The sequence below is a fragment of the Pseudomonas sp. B20(2017) genome (assembly GCF_002113125.1).
Taxonomy (GTDB): Bacteria; Pseudomonadota; Gammaproteobacteria; order Pseudomonadales; family Pseudomonadaceae; genus Aquipseudomonas.
The window spans coordinates 194,579-216,873 of sequence record NZ_NEJP01000005.1 but is presented as its reverse complement, the minus strand read 5'-3'; the positions used below and the strand labels follow the sequence as shown (position 1 = coordinate 216,873).

At 60.7% G+C, this 22,295-nt stretch carries 19 protein-coding genes and 1 pseudogene; 8 read left to right on the top strand and 12 right to left on the bottom strand.

The features are described 5' to 3' along the window. Window positions 1-44 precede the first annotated feature (44 nt). The 7 genes from CAF63_RS09565 to CAF63_RS09535 form a co-directional block, all read right to left on the bottom strand. Entirely contained in the window at window positions 45-1,550 is a 1,506-nt protein-coding gene (locus tag CAF63_RS09565; RefSeq protein WP_085684687.1) for a sensor domain-containing diguanylate cyclase, read from the bottom strand. A gap of 110 nt (window positions 1,551-1,660) precedes the next feature. After that, window positions 1,661-2,977, bottom strand: a complete 1,317-nt coding sequence (locus CAF63_RS09560; RefSeq protein WP_085684685.1) for an OprD family porin — start codon at window positions 2,975-2,977, stop codon at window positions 1,661-1,663. 196 nt (window positions 2,978-3,173) lie between these two features. After that, on the bottom strand, window positions 3,174-3,395 hold the full coding sequence (locus CAF63_RS09555) for a hypothetical protein (RefSeq protein ID WP_085684683.1): 222 nt from the start codon (window positions 3,393-3,395) through the stop codon (window positions 3,174-3,176). A gap of 238 nt (window positions 3,396-3,633) precedes the next feature. Then, window positions 3,634-4,998 (bottom strand): heavy metal sensor histidine kinase, encoded by a 1,365-nt coding sequence (locus CAF63_RS09550; RefSeq protein ID WP_085684681.1) that lies wholly within the window; start codon window positions 4,996-4,998, stop codon window positions 3,634-3,636. Then, a complete protein-coding gene (locus tag CAF63_RS09545) occupies window positions 4,988-5,665 on the bottom strand; it encodes a heavy metal response regulator transcription factor (RefSeq protein WP_003228008.1) in 678 nt (225 codons plus the stop codon). The genes CAF63_RS09550 and CAF63_RS09545 overlap by 11 nt, the downstream gene beginning before the upstream one ends. Before the next feature lie 8 nt (window positions 5,666-5,673). Then, the gene (locus tag CAF63_RS09540; protein ID WP_085684679.1) at window positions 5,674-8,775 is read right to left on the bottom strand and encodes a multidrug efflux RND transporter permease subunit; all 3,102 of its coding nucleotides are present in this window, start codon (window positions 8,773-8,775) and stop codon (window positions 5,674-5,676) included. Then, the gene (locus tag CAF63_RS09535) at window positions 8,772-9,932 is read right to left on the bottom strand and encodes an efflux RND transporter periplasmic adaptor subunit (protein WP_085684677.1); all 1,161 of its coding nucleotides are present in this window, start codon (window positions 9,930-9,932) and stop codon (window positions 8,772-8,774) included. Before CAF63_RS09535 ends, CAF63_RS09540 begins: the two co-directional genes overlap by 4 nt. 950 nt (window positions 9,933-10,882) lie before the next feature. On the opposite strand from CAF63_RS09535, the gene CAF63_RS09530 reads away from it, so the two are divergent. The 4 genes and pseudogenes from CAF63_RS09530 (at window position 10,883) to CAF63_RS09520 (ending at window position 13,344) form a co-directional block, all read left to right on the top strand. Further along, entirely contained in the window at window positions 10,883-11,242 is a 360-nt protein-coding gene (locus CAF63_RS09530) for a DUF6124 family protein (RefSeq protein ID WP_085684675.1), read from the top strand. Between the two features lie 134 nt (window positions 11,243-11,376). Then, a complete protein-coding gene (locus CAF63_RS09525) occupies window positions 11,377-11,604 on the top strand; it encodes a hypothetical protein (RefSeq protein ID WP_085684673.1) in 228 nt (75 codons plus the stop codon). Window positions 11,605-11,751: 147 nt separating this feature from the next. Beyond that, window positions 11,752-12,033: pseudogene (locus CAF63_RS29200) on the top strand (PAS domain-containing protein); the annotation flags it as partial. A gap of 243 nt (window positions 12,034-12,276) precedes the next feature. Beyond that, window positions 12,277-13,344, top strand: coding sequence for a methyl-accepting chemotaxis protein (locus tag CAF63_RS09520; RefSeq protein ID WP_371807399.1), 1,068 nt, complete (start codon window positions 12,277-12,279; stop codon window positions 13,342-13,344). Window positions 13,345-13,458: 114 nt separating this feature from the next. Here CAF63_RS09520 and CAF63_RS09515 read toward each other — a convergent pair whose 3' ends face one another. The 5 genes from CAF63_RS09515 to norR all read right to left on the bottom strand — a co-directional run bounded on the left by CAF63_RS09515 (window position 13,459) and on the right by norR (window position 17,853). Further along, window positions 13,459-14,208 (bottom strand): YkgJ family cysteine cluster protein, encoded by a 750-nt coding sequence (locus CAF63_RS09515; RefSeq protein ID WP_085684669.1) that lies wholly within the window; start codon window positions 14,206-14,208, stop codon window positions 13,459-13,461. Window positions 14,209-14,295: 87 nt separating this feature from the next. Continuing rightward, window positions 14,296-14,613 (bottom strand): hypothetical protein, encoded by a 318-nt coding sequence (locus CAF63_RS09510; RefSeq protein WP_085684667.1) that lies wholly within the window; start codon window positions 14,611-14,613, stop codon window positions 14,296-14,298. Window positions 14,614-14,783: 170 nt separating this feature from the next. Then, complete coding sequence (locus CAF63_RS09505) at window positions 14,784-15,242, bottom strand: GNAT family N-acetyltransferase (RefSeq protein ID WP_085684665.1); 459 nt, start codon at window positions 15,240-15,242, stop codon at window positions 14,784-14,786. Between the two features lie 27 nt (window positions 15,243-15,269). Then, window positions 15,270-16,172: a chemotaxis protein CheV gene (locus CAF63_RS09500; RefSeq protein ID WP_007956731.1), complete on the bottom strand. Its 903-nt coding sequence runs from the start codon at window positions 16,170-16,172 to the stop codon at window positions 15,270-15,272. 124 nt (window positions 16,173-16,296) lie between these two features. Further along, window positions 16,297-17,853, bottom strand: coding sequence for a nitric oxide reductase transcriptional regulator NorR (gene norR / locus CAF63_RS09495; RefSeq protein WP_085684663.1), 1,557 nt, complete (start codon window positions 17,851-17,853; stop codon window positions 16,297-16,299). Window positions 17,854-18,015: 162 nt separating this feature from the next. Here norR and hmpA point away from each other — a divergent pair, with 162 nt between their 5' ends. The 4 genes from hmpA to cyoA all read left to right on the top strand — a co-directional run bounded on the left by hmpA (window position 18,016) and on the right by cyoA (window position 22,294). After that, window positions 18,016-19,197 carry an NO-inducible flavohemoprotein gene (gene hmpA, locus CAF63_RS09490; protein ID WP_085684661.1) on the top strand — a complete coding sequence of 394 codons (1,182 nt, stop codon included), beginning with the start codon at window positions 18,016-18,018 and terminating at the stop codon, window positions 19,195-19,197. A gap of 235 nt (window positions 19,198-19,432) precedes the next feature. Then, on the top strand, window positions 19,433-19,993 hold the full coding sequence (locus CAF63_RS09485) for an ester cyclase (protein WP_085684659.1): 561 nt from the start codon (window positions 19,433-19,435) through the stop codon (window positions 19,991-19,993). 25 nt (window positions 19,994-20,018) lie between these two features. After that, entirely contained in the window at window positions 20,019-20,528 is a 510-nt protein-coding gene (locus CAF63_RS09480; protein ID WP_085684657.1) for a disulfide bond formation protein B, read from the top strand. Window positions 20,529-21,352: 824 nt separating this feature from the next. Further along, a complete protein-coding gene (cyoA, locus tag CAF63_RS09470) occupies window positions 21,353-22,294 on the top strand; it encodes a ubiquinol oxidase subunit II (protein WP_065261342.1) in 942 nt (313 codons plus the stop codon). Window position 22,295 lies beyond the last annotated feature (1 nt).

The following is a 22,295-nucleotide window of genomic DNA, read 5'->3' as shown; positions in this document are numbered from 1 at the left end:
TTTTTTGAAGGCCACCTTTGGGTGGCCTTTTTTTATGTCTGTTTTCAGGCCACGACGACCCGGTTCCGGCCACCTTCCTTGGCCTGGTACAACGCCTTGTCCGCTGCGAACAAAAGCTGTTCCAGGCTGATCTCGCTCGTCGCCGTCCAGGTGCTGATGCCGATGCTCACGGTCATCGGCGACTGGCCTTCATTCACGCTGGGCAACTGCTCCACCGCCGCACGAATGTGCTCGGCGATCTGTTGCGCTCCGATGCTGTCGGTTTCCGCGAGGATCACCGAAAACTCCTCACCGCCATAACGCGCGACCAGATCCGCCGGGCGCCGTACATTGGCGGTGATCACCCTCGCCAGTTCACGCAGCGCCTGATCTCCGGCCTGATGGCCATGCCTGTCGTTGAATGCCTTGAAGTGATCGGCATCGACCATTAGCAACGACAACGGTTTGCCCGAGCGCTGGGCGCGAAACCATTCGTGCCGCAGCGACTGATCGAGCATCCGCCGGTTGGCGACGCCGGTCAGGGCATCGGTCGCTGCCAATTGCGCCAGTTCACGTTCAGCGCGATGACGTAATCGCAGTTCCCGGGCCAACAGCCAGGTCAGCCACAGCAGGCCGGTGCAGAGCACCCCGGTAGCGCCGCTGATCAGAATTGCTGTGCGTTTCCACGCGCCGAACACTTCCTCGCTGGACAGGGCAACGATCACGGTCAACGGCAAATTGCCGACCCGCGAATAGGTGTACAGCCGTTGCTGGTAATCCATGCTCGAAATGCTACTGAAACTGCCATTGCCGCCGCTGTCGCGCAGAATTCGCACCACATTGGGACGGGCGGCAAAGCTCTTGCCGATCGAATCGCTCTGCAGATAAGGCTTTTGCGCCAGCAGGATGCCGTCGTTGTTGATGATGTTGAGGGTGCTGTCGATGCCGATGTCGAGGCTATTGAACAACTGATCGAAGTAATCGAGCTTCATCGACGCCACGGCCACGCCCAGAAACTCGCCGGTGTCGGAGGAGATCCGCCGGCTGAAACTGATCCGCCACTGGTCAGCATCATCGCAGTCGCAACGGGGCTTGAAAGGACGGCTGATGAACATGCCGGTGTCGCGGTTGAAGGCGTGGGCGAGAAAGTAGTCACGGTCGGCGAAATTACCCGGTAGCGGATCGACCCGCGAAGAGTCGGCAATCACTTCGCCATGCTTGTCGAGCAACAGAATGTCGCCCTTGAAGCGTGCCGTGGTGGAGCGATCGAACAGCGCCAGATGGCGAATCTGCGGCGACACGTCTTTCAGGTCGTCACGCTGGGCGGCGGCGATCAGGCCTTGCAGCGTCAGGTCATACAGCTCGACGGTACGCAGCACATCGGCGTCGATCAATTGGGCGATGGTGGTCGCACCACGGGTAGCCGACTCCTGAGCATTGGCGTGTTCGCGGATCAGCAGGAACGTGACGATGCAGACAATCGCGATCACGCTCAGCAGGCTGCCGAGGATCAACAGCAGCTCGGGGCGTCCGGTCTTGCCCGGAGCAGGTGGGGTACGGCTCGCGATCATGGTTCGGTTATCGGTTGAAGATTCTTGTAAGCGTAGTTGTACCCGCTTTGGTGCTACAGGCAAGAAAAAGGCCAGCATGCGAGGCTGGCCTTTTTACTGTAGCGCCGATCTTAGAAGACGTTGATCGGGTAGTCGATGATCACACGGTATTCATCTGTGTCCGTGTCCAGCGCGCCGTAACCGTTGCCGCCACGGTTGGTCGCCCATTGCAGGCGAACAGCGAGGTCTTTGGCCTGACCGCTTTGCACTACGTACTTGAGGTCGATGTCGCGCTCCCAGTGCTTGGCGTTGCGGCCTTCAGCGCTGTACCACGAGGCGTAACCCTTGCTGTCCGGATCGACCTTGGTCAGGTCCAGCGTGCCGCGTGAGTAGGACACGGCCGAGGTCAGCCCCGGCAGGCCGACGCCGGCGAAGTCGTAGGCGTACTTGAGTTTCCACGAGCGTTCGTTCGGGCCGTTGAAGTCCGAATATTGCTGCGAGTTGTCGAGGTAAACGCTGTCACCCTGGCTGATGTAGTCGAACGGCGTGTTGCCGTTGACCCGCTGATACGCGGCGGTAACGCTGTGGCTGCCGATACCGACAGTGAAATGCAGGCTGTAGGTGTTGTTGTCGATGTTGCCCAGCAGCGCGTCGCCGGTGTCCTGCGTGTGATAGAAGTGCAGACCCGGGTTGAGGGTCACCAGATCGTTCAGCGCCCAGGTGTAGTCGAGGTCGTAGTAGTACTGGTTCCAGATGTCCTTCAGCTCGGAAGCGTAAAGGCTGCTGGTCAGGCCTTCGACGCCGCTAAAGGCTACGCCGGCCCAGTTCAGGTGCTGGCTCTTGTCGCCATCCGCGAGGCTGCCGTACGAGGTGCCGATGCGTTTGTGGCCGCTCTGGTTGTAGGGTTTGGTGAAGCTGGCCTGGCCGCCTTCGATCATCCAGCCGTCGAAGCTGTGGTTGGTCAGGCTGAGGCCACGAAATGTCTGCGGCAGCATGCGCGTCTCGCCACCGGCGATCACCGGGTTGGCGAGGAACAGATCACCGGCCTTCAGCTCGGTATCGAACGCACGCATTTTCAGGGTGCCGCCCGCCGTGGAGAACGAGCCTGGTGCTTTGCCGTTGCCGTCGCTGACCGGCACGATGCTGGAGTTGTCCGTGCCGCCGCCGCCGTCGAGCTTCAAGCCGAGCATGGCGTGGGCATCGATGCCGAAACCGACCGTGCCTTCGGTGTAGCCCGACTCGAATTTGCCGAGGAAGCCCTGGCCCCACTCGATGTTGTCGTCCGCGTTCTGCAAGCGGTTGCGATTCATGTAGTAGTTGCGGGCGTTGAGGTTGAGGCTAGCGCCTTCGACGAATCCTTGTTTCTCGGCTTCGGCAGCATGGGCGGCGGTGGCAATCGTTGCGGCAATTGCAATGAACAACGGGGTGAAGCGAACTGGGTAACGCACGTGCGGTAAAGCTCCTTGGGTCAACTGACACTTCAATGTCTTGAGGTGCGGGATGATTCTAATTGTTAAAGACGAACCGGACAGCTTTCAGACCACAACGAAAAAAGGCCGCTGAAAATCAGCGGCCTGGAATGACGACGGTTGAACGGGAAGAGCCAAACAACCGCGTCGAGGGAAACGTTTCGCGGTGTGCGACTCAGCTGTCTTTCTCGGATGCTTGAGCCTGTGACGTTGCGGCCTGAGGGGCTTGCGTAGCGTCTTGAGCCTTGGCCATCACTTCTGCCTGATGCTGTTCGAAAGCGTGAGCGCGAGCGGCATTTTGCGCTACGAACGACTGCGATTCTTCAGCCATCGCCATCGGCGACAGGATCAATGAGGACAAAACGAAAGCGCTGGCAATACCCATACTGTTGGACATCTTGAAAACCTTCTTGCTTGGCAAGTGCTGTTTGGTGCGGGCAAAGATAAGGTTGCCGGGCGTTGGGAAACAGCGTGATTTTCATAAATGACTGTTACAGCGCAAGCAAAGATCAACAGGTGAACATTACTGGGCTCGGCGTGGGAACACCTTGATGGAAGCTCTGTGTCCGACTCTGGAACGCTGAGCGTCCCGGGCGGCATTCCCACGCAGAGCGTGGGAGCGATGAGGGGTGGGGTCAGACCGGCAAATGAATCCCGAAGGTGTTCATCCCGCTATCACTGCGCACGAACACATCACCGCCATGCATCAGCGCAATTGCCTTGACGATCGCCAGCCCCAACCCGTGATTGTTGCCGCTGTTGCTGCGCGAAGCATCGACCCGGTAGAAGCGCTCGAACAACCGAGGCAAATGCTCGCTGGGAATCGGCGAACCGGGGTTGGCCACGCCGATGCTGACCTGATGTTCCTCGACCGCGATCTGCACTTCGATTACCTGACCGGGCGCGGTGTGTTGCACCGCGTTGCTCAGCAGATTGATCAAGGCCCGGCGCAGATGAGCGATCTCGATCTGCACCTGCGCGTCGCCGCTTACCCGAACCTGGACCTGCGCATCTTCGAGGATGAAGTCGAGGTATTCGAGGGTGGTCGCCACTTCATCGGCCAGTGAAGTCGAGGTCAGTTTGGTGGCCTTGCTGCCCTGATCGGCGCTGGCCAGAAACAGCATGTCATTGATGATCGAGCGCAGGCGTTCCAGCTCTTCGAGGTTGGATTGCAGCACTTCGAAATAATGTTCGGCGGAACGCCCGCGAGTGAGGGCGACCTGGGTCTGGCCGATCAGGTTGGTCAGCGGCGAGCGCAGCTCATGGGCGACGTCGGCGTTGAAGGATTCCAGCCGCGAATAGGCTTGTTCGACTCGCTCCAGCGTCGAGTTGAACGAGTCGACGAACTGCTCCAGTTCCGGTGGCAACGGCGACAGACGCAGACGTCCGGCCCGCAACGGCGGCGCCAGGCGTTGGGCTTCATGGGACAGTTTGATCAGCGGTTTGAGGCCGATTCGCGCCACCCAGTAACCCAATGCCGAGGCCAGCAGCACGCCGATCACCGCCAGACTAATCAGCGCGATCAGCAACTGATGCTGGGTCTGGTGAAGGGTCTCGGTGTCGATGCCGATCATGAAGCGCAGCGGCGGGCGCTGATCCTTGGCCGGCAGTTCGGTCAGCAGCACTTTCAGCGGGTAAGGATGGTCGGGCAGTTGCAGGTCGTGCATGCCCGGCGCACCTTGGGCGAACGCACGGATCAAGGCATCCGGCTCGCCGAATTCGTACCCCGGATTGCCGCTGACCACCCAGAAATGGATGCGCTTGTCTTCTTCGCCAAGCAGCTTGAGCTTGGCGTTGATCTTCACCCAGTGCTCGGGCGTGCCATAGCGGTTGAGCGCGGATTCGAGCACGCTGTAACGCGCATCCAGTTCCGCTTCCGGCAGCAGACCGAGGCCTTTGTCCACTTGTTGATACAACGCGCCGCCGATGAGCAGGAACACCAGCAGCGCCACCAGCGTGAACATCCCGCTCAGGCGCAGCGCAATCGAGTTACTGGACACCACGGCTCTCCAGCACATAACCCATGCCACGGATGGTGTGCAGCAGTTTCTCGTCGAATGGCCCGTCGAGCTTGGCCCGCAGGCGCTTGATCGCGACTTCGACCACGTTGGCGTCGCTGTCGAAATTGATGTCCCAGACCATCTCGGCAATCGCGGTTTTCGAGAGGATTTCGCCCTGACGCCGGGCCAGCACGCTGAGCAGCGAAAACTCTTTCGCGGTCAGATCCAGCCGGGTGCCGGCGCGGGTGGCCTTGCGGCTGATCAAATCTATCCACAGGTCAGCGATGCTCACCTGCACCGGTTCATGACCGCCGCTGCGCCGGGTCAGCGCTTGCAGGCGCGCCACCAGTTCGAGGAAGGAAAACGGTTTGCCGAGGTAATCGTCGGCGCCGTCGCGCAGGCCCCGGATCCGGTCTTCGACCCGCTCGCGGGCGGTGAGCATGATCACCGGCGTCTGCTTGCGCGCGCGCAACGCGCGCAATACGCCGAAGCCGTCGAGGCCCGGCAGCATCACGTCGAGGACGATCACCGCGTAGTCGCTTTCCAGCGCCAGGTGCAGGCCCTCGACGCCGTCGCGGGCCAGATCCACGGTATAACCCTGTTCCGTCAGGCCGCGGTGCAGATAGTCCGCGGTTTTCTCTTCGTCTTCGATAATCAGAACGCGCATGACCCGCCTCAGTCTGTCGTTGCCAGCGCCGCGACGGGCGATGGTTTGGGCTTGTGGAACAGCCGCTCAAGCCACAAGTATATGACCGGCGTGGTGAACAGCGTCAGCATCTGGCTGACCAGCAATCCGCCCACGACCGCGATCCCCAGCGGCTGGCGCAGTTCGGCGCCGGTGCCGTAGCCGAGCATCAGCGGCAGAGCGCCGAGCAGGGCGGCGAGCGTGGTCATGATGATCGGCCGGAACCGCGTGATACATGCCTCGAAAATCGCATCCTGCGGCGACAGCCCGCGATGACGCTGCGCCTCAAGCGCGAAGTCGATCATCAGGATGCCGTTCTTCTTGACGATACCGATCAGTAGCACCAGCCCGATCAGCGCCATGATCGAAAAGTCCTGACCGCAGATCCACAGCATGATCACCGCACCCAGCCCCGCCGCCGGCAAGGTCGAGATGATCGTCAGCGGATGGACGAAGCTCTCGTAGAGCACGCCAAGGATGATGTACACCGCCACCAGCGCCGCGAGAATCAGCCATGGTTGACTGGCGAGGGAACTTTGGAACGCCTGGGCCGCACCCTGGAAGTTGCCGCTGATCGCGGTCGGCATGCCGATCTCGGCCTTGGCCTGATTGAGCAGGATCACCGCATCGCCCAGCGCCACACCGGGCGCCAGGTTGAACGACAGGTTGGCGGCCGGGAACATGCCGTCGTGGGCGATGGACAGCGGGCCGATGGTCGGCGCGTCGAATCGGGCCAGCGCCGACAGCGGCACCATTTCTCCGCTGAGCGGCGAGCGCAGGTAGAAATAGTTGAGGCTTTCGGCCTTGCCGCGCTGCTTGGTGTCCAGTTCCAGGATCACGTTGTACTGGTTGACCTGGGTCTGGAACTCATTGATCTGCCGCTGGCCGAAGGCGTCGTACAGCGCCTCGTCGACATCACTCGCCGTCAGGCCGAAACGCGCGGCGGCGCTGCGGTCGATGCTGATGTGAGTGATGCTGCCGCCCAGTTGCAGGTCGTTGGAAATGTCACGGAACGCCGGGATGCTGCGCAGTTTCTCGGTGAGTTTCTGGGTCCAGGTGGCGAGGGTCGGCCCGTCGTTGCTCTTGAGCACGTATTGATACTGCGCACGGCTCGGGCCGGAGCTGAGGTTGATGTCCTGGCCGGCGCGCAGGTAAAGCACGATGCCGGGGACTTTCATCAGTTGCGGACGGATGCGGTCGATGAACTGGCTGGCCGAAACATCGCGGTCACCCCGTGGTTTCAGGGCAATCCAGAAGCGGCCGTTGGCGATGGTCTGGTTACTGCCGGACACGCCGACCGAGTGGGAAAACGCCTGAACGGCCGGGTCGGCGGCGACGATTTCGGCCATTGCCAAGTGTTTTTTCACCATGTCGCTGTAGGAGATATCGGCGGCGGCTTCGGTGGTGCCGAGGACGAAACCGGTGTCCTGCACCGGGAAGAAACCTTTGGGGATAAACACGTAGCCGCCAATCGCCAGCGCGACGGAAATGCCGAACACGCCGATCATCAGTTTCTGATGGGCGAGGGCGCGGCGCAGGCCTTTTTCGTACCAGCCGAGCAGGCGTTCGCTGAAGCCCGGTTTGTCATGGGCGTGATGCACCGGTTTTCGCATGAACAGCGCCGCCAGTGTTGGCGCCAACGTCAGGGATACCACCACGGAAATCATGATGGTCGAAGTGGCCGTCAGGGCGAACTCCTTGAACAAGCGCCCGACCACGCCGCCCATGAACAGCAGCGGAATGAACGCCGCCACCAGCGAGAAACTGATCGACACCACGGTGAAACCGATCTCGCCGGCGCCCTTGATCGCGGCTTCGCGCATGCTGTCGCCGGCCTCCAGATGGCGGTGAATGTTTTCCACCACCACGATTGCATCGTCGACCACGAAACCTACCGCCACGACGATGGCCACCAGCGTCAGGTTGTTCAGACTGAAGCCGAGTAAATACATCAGCGCGAAACTGGCGGTCAGCGACACGCCGAGCACCGCCGACACTATCATCGTCGCCGACAACTGGCGCAGGAACAGCGCCATCACCGCCACCACCAGCAGGATCGCGATCAGCAGGGTGATTTCCACTTCATGCAGCGAGGCGCGGATGGTCTGGGTACGGTCGATCAGGGTGTTGACCTGCACCGACGCCGGCAGCATGGCTTCCAGGCCGGGCAGGGCGGCCTGAATCCGGTCCACGGTTTCGACGATGTTGGCGCCGGGCTGGCGGGAGATCACCAGGTTCACGCCCGGACGATCGCCGGCCCAGGCCTGCACGTAGGCATCTTCCGAACCGTTGACGACTTTGGCGACATCCTTGAGGTGAACCGGGGCGCCGTCCTTGTAGGAAACGATGAGTTGGCTGTATTCCTCGGGGTGGAACAACTGGTCGTTGGTCGACAGCGTGGAAATGCTCGATTCGCCGTACAAAGCACCTTTGGCGAGGTTGAGGCTGGTCTGCTGGATCGCCAGACGAATGTCGGCAAGCGTCAGGCCGATGGCCGCCAGTTTGTCCGCCGAAGCTTGAACGCGAATCGCCGGACGTTGCTGACCGGTTATGTTGATCTGGCCTACGCCGTCGATCTGACTGATCTGACGCGCAAGCAGGGTTTCCACCAGGTCGCTGAGCTCGGTGCCTGGCATTTGCGTGGAACTGACGCTGAGGATCAACACCGGACTGTCGGCCGGGTTGACCTTCTTCCAGGTCGGCAGGGTCGGCATGTCTTTCGGCAGTTTGCCGGCAGCGGTGTTGATCGCGGCCTGCACTTCCTGGGCGGCGGTGTCGATGCTCTTGTCGAGGGTGAATTGCAAGGTCAGCAGGGTCGAGCCCAGCGCACTGCTGGAGGTCATCTGGGTCATGCCGGGGATGGCGCTGAATTGCACCTCCAGCGGCGTGGCCACGGACGAAGCCATGGTGTCCGGGCTGGCGCCGGGCAACTGTGCTGAGACTTGAATCGTAGGAAATTCCGCTTCCGGCAGCGGGGCAATCGGCAGGCGCGGGAAGGCAATCACCCCGACCAGCACCAGCGCGATGGTCAGCAGAATCGTCGCCACCGGGTGATCGATGCACCAGGTCGAAACGCCTTTGTGCTGCTTCATGGCTTGGGCTCCGCTTGCACCACTTGCGGCGGTTCACTCATGACCTGCACGGTCGAACCGGGCTTGAGCCGCGACTGGCCGTCGCTGACCAAAACGTCACCGGGTTGCACGCCCTTGATGATGTCCTGACCGCTGCCCTGATAAACCATCTGCACCTGCACGGCTTCAACCTTGTCGCCGTTGACCCGGTACACGAAGTGTTGATCGAGGCCGCGCTGTACGACGGTGGGCGGGACCACCAGCGCATCTTTATCCAGCGCTGTCTGAATCTTTACCGTCACCAGCAGGCCCGGCCAGAGTTTCTGGTTGGGGTTGTCGAACTCGGCCTTGGCGCGGATGGTGCCGGTGTTTGCGTTGATCTGGTTGTCGATCAGGGTCAGGTGGCCTTCGCCGAGCAGGTTGCCGGTTTCGCCGTCGGTGTCGGCGCCGATGTAGGCCTTGACCTGGGCGCGCTGCGGATCGCTGATCAGGCCTTGCAGGGTCGGCAGCATTTGTTGCGGCAGGGAAAACTCGACGGCGATCGGGTCGATCTGGGTCACGGTGAACAGACCCTGAGTGTCGGTCATGCGCAGGAAGTTGCCTTCGTCGACCGTGCGAATCCCGACGCGGCCGGTAACCGGGGAGCGAATCTGGGTGTAGGAAAGCTGTACCTGCGCTGCGTCGATAGAGGCTTGATTGCCTTGGGCGGTGGCCTTGAGCTGGTTGACCAGTGCCTGTTGCTGGTCGTAGGTCTGCTTGGACACGCCGTCGTCGACGCTGAGCAGTTTGTAGCGCTTGAGGTTGACCAGGGCGACTTGTAGTTGCGCCTGGCTTTCGCCCAGTTGCGCCCGGGCCTGATCGAGGCTGGCGCGGATCGAGCGGTCGTCGATGGTGGCGAGCAGGTCGCCTTGTTTCACCAGTTGACCTTCCTTGACCAAAAGCTTGGTGAGGATGCCGTCGATCTGTGGGCGCACTACGACGCTGTGCAAAGAGATGACCGAGCCGATACCGCTGGTGTAGCGGGGGACGTCTTTTTCGCTGACGGCGACGACTCTGACCGGGATCGCAGTCGGGGCGGCGAGTTTGGCCGGTGCGGGTTTTATCGCATACCACAGGCCGGCGACTGCGAGGGCGATCAGCAGGGTGGCGAGCAGGGCCTTTTTCTTCTGGATTTGCATGCGTTGGGGCGCCAGGGGACGGAGGTTGGGCAGGTTGGTTCTTTATAAACTCGTTTGGGGGTCAGGAGGGTGACGGCTAGCTGACGGCGCTGTCAGTTTCGGCTTTTGACTTGGCGGCCTTTGGGCCGACCATGCTGTTTTGGGTTTGGGTGTATATCCGTTTCTTCGGGTGTTGCGGCTGGCGGTTCCGCTCTTACAGCGGCTCACTTTTCCAAACGCCGAAAAGTAAGCAAAAGGCTTGGCCCCTGCGTTCGGCGCCTCGCTGTGGCTCGGTGTTCCTTCGTTCCGGGATTCATCCGGGGGCATCGCCTACGGTTTGCTTCGCTGCACCTCCTCTCGATGCATGCGGCTTCGCCGCACGGTCGCTGCGCTCCCACCCCCGGATAAATCCCTCCACTCAGCCTTCCGATGGGGCCGGCACGTCAAAAGCTTTACTCGAGCTAACGCTCATCGTGTTGAGTGGTGGGAAGCGAGAAGCGAGAAGCGAGAAGCGAGAAGCGAACTGCTTTTTTGTGGGAGCCAGCTTGCTGGCGATGGCGGCATGATAGCCGACCAGATCTTGTGGGGATTGATCGTTCCCACGCTCCGCGTGGGAATGCAGCCCGGGACGCTCCGCGTTCCATTTTTGAATGTTTAAAAATGTGTGGGGTTTACCGAACCTTCCCACAATGTTTTCAGGTTGTCCGTCGGAAGCACGCTCTCTAGTCTTTGGTTGTCGCAGAAAACTCTGTGATCGGGTGTGAGAACCCTTAGGAACTGTTAATCCATCATCAGTACCACCATAATTGCCGCCGGCTTATTTGCTGCCTGCAATGTTTTATGGCGGCTGTGTGCGGGCGGACTTCGGTCCGGCCGGATCTGTTCCTACCGGTTTCTCACTCCGCACATAGCTGCCACCACTTCGTCGCGTGAGAAACGACGAGTGCTGGCTATTGAACAGGAACATTTCAATGACGAAGCCCGTACCCGACCCACCCCTCGAATCACCCACCCCACTCGAAGAAGCCATGCGCGCCGAAGACCTCGCCCGTAACCGCGAAGCGATCAAACGCGCCCTCGACTACTACCTCTGCCCCAATCCTTCCAAGCTTCGCCCGAGCACGATGTATATGGTCACTCCCAATATGGACACCGAAAGCCTGTTGGCCAATGCCTGCGAGTCCCTGGCCTCGGCCAGTACCATTGCCAGCAATTTCGCCAATGAGCTTTCGGGGCCGCAGCGCAGTACGGCGTTGGGAATCCAGCAGATCATCATGCTGGCGGAGCTTGCTGTGAATCGGGCGCTGGATCGGGTTGATCCGCAGACGTGATCCGTTAGTCGAGCAGTCCCCAAAAGGGACCGGTCGTACCCTTTCGGGGACTCTTTAAAGTCCGCGCGCGCAGGTATACTGCGCGCCTTCGCGGCTCATCCACCGGGCCGGACTTTTTGCTTTCCGGAGCTTTCATGACTTCCCCAATCGACAACGCTGTGAGCGATGTCCCGGCAGAGCTGGCCGAGGCCGGCGAATCCAAGCCGACCATTCCTGCGTTCAAGTTTCCGTTCAAGCCGGGTGAGCTGGCGGCTGCCAAAGCGGCCAAACAGCCGCAGTTCAAGGGCAAGGACGGTGATCGTCACGCCAAGACTCCGGGTGTGGCGCCGTCGGGCACTCGCCGTTCGATGGGCAAGCGCTGATTCACTCCCGCCTCGGCCGTCGCTGTGATTTTCGGTCACAGTGATGGCTAATTGCTCAGTTCCTGAGCCAGATCAACGTTTAACCAGTTAGTGCGCTTAGAGTCAGCAGCCCTGCCGACTCTTTCCAATAAAACGAGCGCGCTTTCCATGAAGATCAATCTCCCGGTGACCGGGCGCAATGTCGATGTTGCGCCGGATGCGAACATTCTCTCGACCACCGATCTGACCAGCGCGATCACCTACGCCAACGACGATTTCATCAAAATCAGCGGTTACAGCCGCGACGAGCTGCTGGGTGCGCCGCACAATTTGCTGCGTCATCCGGACATGCCGGCGCAGGCGTTTGCCCATATGTGGCAGACGCTCAAGCGCGGTCGGTCGTGGATGGGGCTGGTGAAGAATCGTTGCAAGAGCGGTGATCACTACTGGGTCAGTGCCTATGTCACGCCGGTCACGCAGAACGGTGCGGCGGTGGAGTATCAGTCGGTGCGCACGCGGCCGGATGCGCGGCAGATTGCGGCGGCGGAACGGGCGTATGCGCAGTTGCGCGAGGGGCGGGTGGCGCGTTGGCAGCGGCTGCCGGTGTTGGGTTTGCGGGCGAAGATCATGGCGTTGACCAGTTCGGTGCTGGCGGTGGTGCTGGGGATTGAAACCTGGCTGCGGCCGGAGTCCATGGGCATCGAAGCCGCTGCGCTGGTGGCCGGCAGTGGCGCGTGTGCGCTGGGCGTGGGTTGGTTACTGCGGCCGTTGGAGCGGCTGACCGAACGCGCGAAACAGATTGCCGACAACCCGTTGAGTCAGGGCATTTACACCGGGCGGCGGGATCAGTTCGGGCAGATCGAGTTCGCCTTGCAGATGCTCGAAGCGCAGGTCGGTGCGGTGGTCGGGCGGATCGGCGATGCGTCGCAACGGCTGGCCGGGCATGCGGCGCAATTGGTGGATCATCTGCACAGCAGTCACACCAGCACATTGGCGCAGCAGGCGGAAACCGATCAGGTGGCGGCGGCGATTCATCAGATGGCGGCCAGTGTGGCGGAAGTCGCCAGCCATGCGCAGCAGGCGTCGGTGGCGGCGGATATGGCCGGGACGGAAACCCGTGAGGGGCATCTGCTGGTCGGCGAGAGTCGCAGTGCGGTGTTGCGGCTGGCCGAGGAGTTGGGCCGGGCGACCGAGGTGATTCATCAGCTCGAAGGTCACAGCAGCGAGATTTCCGGGGTGCTGGAGGTGATCCGTAGCATCGCCGAGCAGACCAATCTGCTGGCGCTCAACGCGGCGATCGAAGCGGCGCGGGCCGGGGATGCGGGGCGCGGGTTTGCGGTGGTAGCCGATGAGGTGCGCGGTCTGGCTCAGCGTACCCAGCAGTCGACCAACGAGATTCAACGGATGATCAGCACCCTGCAAAACGGCGCACGGGATGCGGTGCTGGTGATGCAGCAGAGCAGCGAGCATGTGGATAACAGCGTCGAACAGGCGCAGCGTGCGGCCCGGGCCTTGGACGGGATCAGCGGGCGGGTCGAGCAGATTACCGAGATGAGTCTGCAGATTGCCGCAGCGGTCGAAGAACAGAGCGCGGTGAGCGAGGACATCAACCGCAATATCGTCAGCATTCGCACGGCGTGCGAGCTGACGGTGGATGAGGGGCGCCAGAGCCAGCTCAACTCACAGGATGTGGCGGGGCTGGCGGGGGATTTGCGTTCGCTGGCGCGGGAGTTCTGGGGGCGACGGCAGGTTCGGGATTGAGGTTGCCTGGGCCGGCCTCTTCGCGAGCAGGCTCGCTCCCACATTTGAAATGCATTCCTCTGTGGGAGCGAGCCTGCTCGCGAAGGGGCCATTAGCCTTGGCGAAAACTCCGGATCAAGCCGCCCGCAACGAAATGAACGCGTAGGTCTGCGGCGGTTCGGACACTACTTGTGCCCCGGCCGCCCGTACTTGCCCGGCGATGTCGTCGCCGGAGACATGGAACAGCCATTCGCTGGAAACTTCGCTCAACGGCTGCGCCGTGACCTGATCGATCACCGAGGCAAACGCGCCCATGTCCGGCAAATACGCGGTAAACCCGTCGCCCTTGAGCGCGGTGGTGCGGATGCCGAGCAAGCCGCAGATCGCATCCTTGATCCGGATGTCATCGCGATCCGCCTGGCGGGAGCGCTGGATCAGCGTCACCAGTTCCTGATCGACCAGTTCACCACCGACGATCAGATCCGGGCCTTGCTCCCAGGACTCTGGCGGGCAGTCCTTGGCAGCGGGGTTCAGCGGGATGTGCGGATTGATTTCGGCGGGATAGATACGACACACCAACGGCCGGCGCTCGTAGATGCGGCACAGCTTGTCTTCGTCAAGATTCCGGCAGGGGCCGACGTTGTAGGCGGCAAAAGTGATCGCCACATGGGCGTCGGACATTCCGCTGCGCACCACCGCCGAACGGCGTTGCGCATGCTCGCGCTGCTGTTCCGGCAGGCCCAGGCCGTTGGCGAGAAACGCCTCCACCAGCACGATCACCTGACCGCCGTCGTCCGCCCACATGCGGGCTTCGGCCAGGGTCAGAGGCACGTGGTGATCGGTGCAGCATTTGCCGCAGCCTACGCAGGAAAAGGTCGTATTCATTGAGCGGGCAATCTTCAATCAGGGTGTGAATCGGCGACGTAAAGCCGCCGTACAGGCCCGGAGTGAAGCAAGTTGTGCGCCATCCGCTCAGGGTTTGGCGGTCGTGCGGATCGAGTCCCATTCGGTGACGAACGCGGTTTTCGACTTTTTGTTGTACAGGCACAGCTCGGTGCCTTGCTGGCCCTTCATGTGTTTTTGCGGGTACTGGCCTTGCAGCAACAGGGCGGTGTAGCCGACGCGGTCATCGAATTGCGCGGCGTTGCCGACCGGTTTGGCGTTTTTCAGACCGCTGGCCTTGGTGCAACTGGCGAGTACGGTTTTGTCGTAGGCCGCCCAGGCGTCGGGGCTGGAGGCGTGGGCCAACGGGGCGATGAGGCAAAGCACTGAGAGGGCGAGGCGTTTCATGGTTCGGGCATCCTTGGGTTTAGGCCAAGGTTGGAGTATGCCTGAGCGGGAAAAGTTGTCTTGAGGCCCTCATCGCGGGCAAGCCCGCTCCCACAGGGATTGATGGCGTATACAGATTTTGCAAGCACCCGGAAACCTGTGGGAGCTGGCTTGCCAGCGATGGCAGTCTGTCAGTCCGGCACCAATTCCCGGCGAACCACGTACATTCCAGATCTTTCGTACAAGCGTTGCGCTCGCCGGTTGTCTTCCAGCACCTTCAGGTCGACAAACCCTTCGTGTCGATCCCGAAATGCCTTGAACGCGTGAAGCAACAACGCCCGGCCCAATCCAAGACGCTGAGCGCGAGGATGCACTACCAGATTCTTGATGTAGGAACTGGTCCAGCATTGCGCCACGCCAATGACGCCTTGGGTATCGCTGGCAATGAAACACAGCGCCGGATCGTATTCCGGATCGTTTTCGAACTGCTGTTGCCAGACGTCCAGCGCCGGCACCCGACCACCGCCTTCGCGGTAACCGATTTGCATCAGTTCATGCACGGCGGATGCGCGTTCGGCGCTGTAGGTCGTGAGTTCGATGCCGTTCGGCCATTCGATGGTCGGCACGTCCTGGCTCAGGTCGCGCCGCATCAGAAAACAGAACGTTTCGCTCAAGACTCAGTGGCCCTGAGCGGCGACAAATTTGGCCGCTTCGATCAGACAGTGGGTCAGCTCCGGCGAGGAGAACTTGGTCAGCACGCCGTTGGCCCCGGCGAGGCGGGCCTTTTCGCTGTTCATCGCGCTGTCCAGCGAGGTGTGCAGCAGCACGTAGAGGTGGGCGAAGTCCGGGGTTTCGCGCAGGGTACGGGTGAAGGCGTAACCGTCCATCTCGGACATTTCGATGTCGGAGACGATCAGGTTGATCTGCTGCGCCGTGCCTTGCAGATCCAGCAGGCAATCGATGGCTTCCTTGGCACTGCGCGCGGTGTGGCATTGCAAGCCGAGGTTGCGCAGGGTGTGCACCGATTGCTGCAGCGCCACCTGACTGTCGTCGACCACCAGGATTCGCGCGTTGCCCAGCACTTCGGCGTCTTCCATGCTCAGCTCGGTCGGGGCCATTTCGATCTGCGCCGGGGCGATGCCGTGGATGACTTTTTCAATGTCCAGCACCTGCACCAGCGTGCCGTCCACCGAAGTCACGCCGGTAATGTAGGCGCGCGAACCGCCGGAACCGAACGGCGGCGGTTTGATGTCGGTGGTCAGGCAATGCACAATTTTGCTCACCGCCTGCACATGCAGACCCTGTTTCGAACGGCTGACGTCGGTGACGATCAGGCAGCCGCCGTTCGGGTCTTCCAGCGGCCGCTCGCCGATGGCACGGCTCAGGTCGATCACCGACAGCGAAGCGCCGCGCAAAGTGGCGATGCCTTTGACGTGGGGGTGCGACTCCGGCAGCTTGGTCAGTGGCGGGCAGGGGATGATTTCACTGACCTTCAGCAGGTTGATCGCCATCAGCTTGCCGCTGCGCAAGGTAAACAGCAGAAGCGAAAGTGAATCTGCGCGGGCTTTGTTGGAAGACATAAAAACCTTCTGTGGAGAAAGGTGAGCGGCGATCGCACGGATCGCCAGCAGGTATCGATGCCGGGTTATCGACTTGTAAGCGGCAGGCTTTAGGGATTCTGGCGCCAATCCGACGGCGGGGCGTTCATTTCATTCCCAACCGCTTCGCCATCCGCCCCAGATTCGCCCGGTCCAGCCCCAGCTCCCGCGCCGCGCTCGCCCAGTTATCGTGATTGCGTTCCAGCGCCGCAGCAATCAATTGCCGCTGATATTGCTCGGTGGCCAAGCGCAAATCGCCGCTGATCAGTGGTAAAGGTGTCGCGCCACCAGAGGCCGGCTCCGTGGAGTTATCCACAACCTCGCGCGGCAGATCCAGGTCCATCGCGCTCAGGCTGAGAATCTTCGGCCGCACCTTGCAGTTGCCCAACGCCTTCAGCGCACTGCGTCCAATCAAATGCTCCAGCTCCCGCACGTTGCCCGGCCAGGTGTAAGCCAGCAGCGCCTCCTGGGCGTCGCTGTTCAGGCGCAGGCTGTTGAGGCCCATGCGCGAGCGGTTCTGTTCCAGGAAATAACCGCTGAGCAACAACACATCGCGGCCCCGGTCACGCAGCGCCGGCACCCGCAACGGGTAGACGCTGAGGCGATGGTAGAAGTCGGCGCGGTAGCGGCCGCTGCGCACTTCTTCGGCCAGGTCGCGGTTGGTCGCGGCGATCAGGCGCACATCGACCTGATGCTCCTTGTCCGAACCCAGACGTTGCAACTGGCCGCTTTGCAACACCCGCAACAGCTTGGCCTGGACGGTCAGCGACAACTCGCCGACTTCATCCAGAAACAGTGTGCCGCCGTTGGCCAGTTCGAACTTGCCGCGCCGGTCGCTGGTGGCGCCGGTGAAGGCGCCGCGCACGTGGCCGAACAGTTCGCTTTCCACCAGCGTGTCCGGCAGGGCCGCGCAGTTGAGGCTGATGATCGGTTTGTCGGCACGCTTGGAGGCGGCGTGGATCGCCTGGGCTACCAGTTCCTTGCCGACCCCGGTTTCCCCGGTGATCAGCACGGTCAGGTCGCTGCCGCCGACCAGATTGATTTCTTCCACCAGCCTTTTATGCGCCTTGCTCTGGCCGATCATTTCGCGATTCTGCTGACCGCTGGCCTGGCGATAGACCTCGGCGCGCTGATGTTCGTCTTCAGCGCGAATCGCCAGACGTTCGATGCGTTCGGCGGCGTTGACCGTGGCGGAGGCGAGGCTGGCGAAGGCTTGCAGGGCATCGAGTTCGATCGGTTCGAAACGCTCTGGATCGAGTGCATCCAAGGTGATCAGGCCCCAGAGTTTTTCATCGACGAACAACGGACAGCCGAGGCAGTCGTGAACTTCGAGGTGATCGTCGAGGCCGTCGACCAGCCCGTCATAGGGGTCGGGCAGATCGCTGTCGGCGGCGAAACGGGTCGGCCCTTTACCGGCCAGCAGCACTTCAAAGCGCGGGTGTTCGCTGACCTTGAAGCGACGGCCAAGAGTGTCGGTGCTCAAGCCATCCACCGCCAGCGGCACCAGCCATTCACCGTCTAGGCGCAACAGTGCGGCGGCATCGCAGGGCAGCAGGGCGCGCATGGCTTCGAGCAGGCGTCGATAGCGCTCGCCTTCGGGCAGTTCGCGGGACAGGTCGGAGACCAGCGGGAGCAGGGCGGTGAGCAATGATTTGGCGGACATAGGTTTGTAGTCAAAGAGACGCGTTGTAGTCGAAGCGACTATAGAGGTGCTTGTGTCGATCTGACTACATAATTTTCAAGCTATTGATTTATATATAAAAAATAGTTGGCACGAATACTGGAATGGATAAGGCACTTTTAGAGAAAGCCAGGAGTCACCCTTATGCTTAGCGTCCAGGATCGTGCCATCGTCAAATCCACTGTGCCTCTGCTGGAAAGCGGCGGTGAAGCGCTGATCACCCATTTCTACCGGATGATGCTCTCCGAGTATCCGGAAGTCCGCCCGCTGTTCAACCAGGCTCACCAGGCCAGCGGTGACCAGCCCCGCGCCCTGGCCAACGGTGTGCTGATGTACGCCCGTCACATCGATCAACTCGACCAGTTGGGCGATCTGGTGGCGAAGATCATCAACAAGCACGTGGCCCTGCAAATCCTGCCGGAACACTACCCGATCGTCGGCACCTGCCTGCTGCGCGCTATCTCCGAAGTGCTGGGCGATGAAATTGCCACGCCGGAAGTGATGAATGCCTGGGGCGCGGCCTACGGTCAGTTGGCCGAGATCCTGATCGGCGCAGAAACCGCCATCTATGACCAGAAAGAGCAGGCCGTCGGCGGCTGGCGCGGGGCGCGTGAGTTCATCGTCGCTGCCAAGGTCGAGGAGAGCGCGGAAATTACCTCGTTCTACTTCGAGCCTGCGGACAAGGGCCCGATCCTCGCAGCCGAGCCAGGCCAGTACATCGGCATGAAGTTGATCCTCGACGGCGAAGAAATCCGCCGCAATTACTCGCTGTCGGCCCTGGTCAACAAAGGTCAGTACCGCATCAGCGTCAAGCGCGAACCGGGTGGCCGTGCCTCCAATCACTTGCACGATCAACTGCACGTCGGTGCGAGCATTCAGCTGTTCCCGCCATCGGGCGAGTTCACCCTGACCGCCAGCGACAAACCGCTGGTGCTGATCAGCGGCGGCGTCGGCATCACGCCGACGCTGGCGATGCTGGAAGCGGCACTGGAAACCGAGCGTCCGGTGTACTTCATCCACAGCGCCCGCAACGGCAGCGTGCATGCGTTCCGTGACTGGATTGATGGTCTGGCCGCACGTCATCCGCAGCTCAAGCGCTTCTATTGCTACGCCGAAGATGACGGCGTGAGCCCGGCGGCTGACAAGTTCGGGTTGTTGAGTGAAGAACAACTTGGCGAGTGGCTGCCGGCGGAGCGTGATGTGGACGCCTACTTCCTTGGACCGAAAGGTTTCATGGGGGCGATCAAACGTCACCTGAAGGCGCTGGGTGTGCCGGAGAAGCAGAGCCGGTATGAGTTCTTCGGGCCGGCTGCTGCTCTGGAATAATTCGGAACAGAGTCGCCTTCATTCGCGAGCAAGCTCGCTCCCACAGGTTTGGCGTCGTTCACAGAATGTGTATACGACATCGATTCTTGTGGGAGCGAGCTTGCTCGCGAAGGCCGTTACACGGTCCTGATTCTTAAATTCTGTTTAAAGGTTAATCGTTTCTTAACCGGTTTATCGTTTATTCCCCGATGCTGATGATAGGCGCTCGTTCGTTTACATGATCAGGATCGCCCCCATGTCGCACTTCGCCTCTTCCCGTCGTTTCAGCCTGGCCGCGTTGGGCCTGTCGGTTGCCTTGTTGTCCAGTCCGTTTGCGTTCGCCGAGCCCGCCTTGATCGAACCCCAGACCCTGATCGTCGATCAGAGCCTGCCCAAGGCGCAGCGTGATGCAATGGAACTGGCGGCGCGGCGTTACGGCAGTTTCTGGAACACGGGCGAGGAGGCGTTGGCCACCGCCGCCCTGTCGCCGCAGTTCATCGACAAGACCCCTCCGGAAGGCCGGGTGCAGGGGCCGACCGGGCCGTTGCTGGCGTCGAAGTTCTTTCGCACGGCGGTGCCGGACTTGAGTTGCGAGATCGAGCAAATGATCGTCGCCGGTGATCGCGTGGTGGTGCATCTGCACTTTCGCGGGCATTTCACCGGCACGTTCAAGGCTCTCAAAGGGCAGGGCCAGCGTGTAGACTTCCGGGCAACCGATATCTATCAGATCGACAACGGTCGCATCGCGGCCAATTGGCATATCGAAGACAACATCAGCCTGATGGCGCAACTGCAAGCGCAGCCGCCGGCCAGCTGAACCATGGACATGAAAGGGAAACGCGATGAGCGAGGAAACGATTCGATTGGGACGTGAGCGGCGCTATCTGGTGTTGCTGGGCATCATCTGCCTGGCGCTGATCGGCGGCGCGCTGTACATGCAGATCGTGCTGGGCGAGGCACCATGCCCGCTGTGCATCCTGCAGCGATATGCGTTGCTGCTGATCGCGCTGTTTGCGTTCATCGGCGCGGCCATGCGCACCCGGCGCAGCATCACGGTGTTTGAGGTGCTGGTGGTGATTTGTGCCATCGCCGGGGCTGCCGTTGCCGGGCATCACGTGTACACCCAGTTCTATCCGGCAGTGAGTTGCGGCATCGATGTGTTGCAGCCGATCGTCGATGATCTGCCGCTGGCGAAGATCTTCCCGCTGGGCTTCCAGGTCGACGGTTTCTGCTCGACGCCGTACCCGCCGATCCTCGGCCTGTCGCTGGCGCAATGGGCACTGGTGGCCTTCGTGCTAGTGGTGGTTCTGGTGCCGCTGCTGACCTCGCGTAACCGAAAAGCGCTGCGCTGAATCAACTTTTCGGCGCCTGCGCCGATAAAACAAACGCCTCGATTTGCAGTGATGCGACTCGAGGCGTTTTGCATTTCAGGGTCTGTGTGAAAACACCGTGACGAACGGCAAGGAAGGGTGCGACAGGTGTGCGACATGTTGTCACACACGCCCTGTCGCAGGGCGATTCACAGGCCCGGATTGGAGTGCTGTTACAAAAAAGGATTGGTCTGTTTAAGCGTTTTTCGGTTTTTGCACGCGTGTGCCGGAACAGGCAGTTTTAACAGACTCCGACAGATGGCCAAAAGCCTTGGCATATCGGGCTTTGCGCGGATCGCGCGGTGGGAAAAAGCTCTCGGAGCTGTCTGAACTGAGGCCGATAGACCTACATTTTTTGGTGTTTTTGTTGAGAATCGATTTCGATAACATGCGGAACTTTTGCAAAAACGGTGATGGATTGTTGCTCTGAGCGATAAAAATTATTTCGGGATAAGACATGGTGTATAGGGCGCTACCTATCTACAATCGCCCGCACTGAATTCCCGGCACTGTTCAGCCTTTATTAAGGAGGCGAGCAGGAAGTCGGGTGTCGAGCAGCCGAGCGGCTTGCGAGACACCCAGGTGTCGGTGCCTTCCAACTTTCCGCACCAAATGGAATTGGTCTGTAACAAGGCCTTTGACCACGAATTCGAATAAGAACTGACCGCTGTCCCAGGTTTTGTCGAGCGTCTGACGCGCGACGGGCGGCCCTTATTCAATCCAAAGAAAATGCCAACCCTTGGCAGGGTGAAGTGTTGGCGATCAAAACCCAACTGCATTGCGCAAGCTGCTTTAGAGGTCGTGAGATGAGTAAAAACAGGTACCCCAGATTACTAGGCCTAGTGCCGCTGCTCGGCACGTTGTTGCTGGGAGGCTGCAACATGACCTTGCTCAATCCAACGGGCCAGGTCGGCCTGGAACAGCGCAACCTGATCATCACCGCTACGCTGCTGATGCTGTTGGTTGTTGTGCCGGTCATCGTCATGACCTTCCTGTTCGCCTGGAAGTACCGTGCGTCCAACAAGAACGCCGTCTACACCCCGAAATGGTCGCACTCGACCAAGATCGAAGTGGCAGTCTGGACCATCCCGGTGTTGATCATCATTGCCCTGGGTTACATCACCTACAAGTCGACCCACTCGCTGGATCCGTATCGTCCGATCGAATCCGACGTCAAGCCGGTGACCATCGAAGTGGTCGCGCTGGACTGGAAGTGGCTGTTCATCTACCCGGAACAAGGCATCGCCACGGTCAACAAGATCGTGTTCCCGGCGCACACGCCAGTTAACTTCCGGATCACTTCGGACGCGGTGATGAACTCGTTCTTCATCCCGGGCCTGGGCGGCCAGATCTACGCGATGGCGGGCATGACTACCAAGCTGCACCTGATCGCTGACCGCAACGCTGAAATGGACGGTATCTCCGCCAACTACAGCGGCGCTGGTTTCACCGGTATGAAATTCAAGGCTATCGCAACTTCTCAGGAAGATTTCGACGCCTGGGTAAGTGAAGTCAAAAAGGCACCTAAACAGCTTGAACAAGCTGAATACGCAGCCCTTGCCAAGCCAAGCCAGAACAATCCAGTCGAGCTCTACTCCTCGGTCACGCCGAACCTGTTCCAGACCATCGTCGACAAGTACGAAGGCATGAAACCGGGCAAGCCGCTGAAGCACGAGAAGAAAGAGAAAGAAGTGGCGGCAACGGATATGGACTCGAATTCGCATTCAGCTGCCGGGGCAGAGGAGTAAA

Bases quoted from the DNA above. Each gene is read 5' to 3' on its own strand.
- CAF63_RS09480 (WP_085684657.1), top strand. From the start codon at position 20,019: ATGAGCGAGGAAACGATTCGATTGGGACGTGAGCGGCGCTATCTGGTG.
- CAF63_RS09525 (WP_085684673.1), top strand. From the start codon at position 11,377: ATGACTTCCCCAATCGACAACGCTGTGAGCGATGTCCCGGCAGAGCTG.
- hmpA (WP_085684661.1), top strand. From the start codon at position 18,016: ATGCTTAGCGTCCAGGATCGTGCCATCGTCAAATCCACTGTGCCTCTG.
- norR (WP_085684663.1), bottom strand. From the start codon at position 17,853: ATGTCCGCCAAATCATTGCTCACCGCCCTGCTCCCGCTGGTCTCCGAC.
- CAF63_RS09530 (WP_085684675.1), top strand. From the start codon at position 10,883: ATGACGAAGCCCGTACCCGACCCACCCCTCGAATCACCCACCCCACTC.
- CAF63_RS09520 (WP_371807399.1), top strand. From the start codon at position 12,277: ATGGGCATCGAAGCCGCTGCGCTGGTGGCCGGCAGTGGCGCGTGTGCG.
- cyoA (WP_065261342.1), top strand. From the start codon at position 21,353: ATGAGTAAAAACAGGTACCCCAGATTACTAGGCCTAGTGCCGCTGCTC.
- CAF63_RS09510 (WP_085684667.1), bottom strand. From the start codon at position 14,613: ATGAAACGCCTCGCCCTCTCAGTGCTTTGCCTCATCGCCCCGTTGGCC.
- CAF63_RS09545 (WP_003228008.1), bottom strand. From the start codon at position 5,665: ATGCGCGTTCTGATTATCGAAGACGAAGAGAAAACCGCGGACTATCTG.
- CAF63_RS09485 (WP_085684659.1), top strand. From the start codon at position 19,433: ATGTCGCACTTCGCCTCTTCCCGTCGTTTCAGCCTGGCCGCGTTGGGC.
- CAF63_RS09555 (WP_085684683.1), bottom strand. From the start codon at position 3,395: ATGTCCAACAGTATGGGTATTGCCAGCGCTTTCGTTTTGTCCTCATTG.
- CAF63_RS09515 (WP_085684669.1), bottom strand. From the start codon at position 14,208: ATGAATACGACCTTTTCCTGCGTAGGCTGCGGCAAATGCTGCACCGAT.
- CAF63_RS09535 (WP_085684677.1), bottom strand. From the start codon at position 9,932: ATGCAAATCCAGAAGAAAAAGGCCCTGCTCGCCACCCTGCTGATCGCC.
- CAF63_RS09500 (WP_007956731.1), bottom strand. From the start codon at position 16,172: ATGTCTTCCAACAAAGCCCGCGCAGATTCACTTTCGCTTCTGCTGTTT.
- CAF63_RS09505 (WP_085684665.1), bottom strand. From the start codon at position 15,242: ATGCGGCGCGACCTGAGCCAGGACGTGCCGACCATCGAATGGCCGAAC.
- CAF63_RS09565 (WP_085684687.1), bottom strand. From the start codon at position 1,550: ATGATCGCGAGCCGTACCCCACCTGCTCCGGGCAAGACCGGACGCCCC.
- CAF63_RS09540 (WP_085684679.1), bottom strand. From the start codon at position 8,775: ATGAAGCAGCACAAAGGCGTTTCGACCTGGTGCATCGATCACCCGGTG.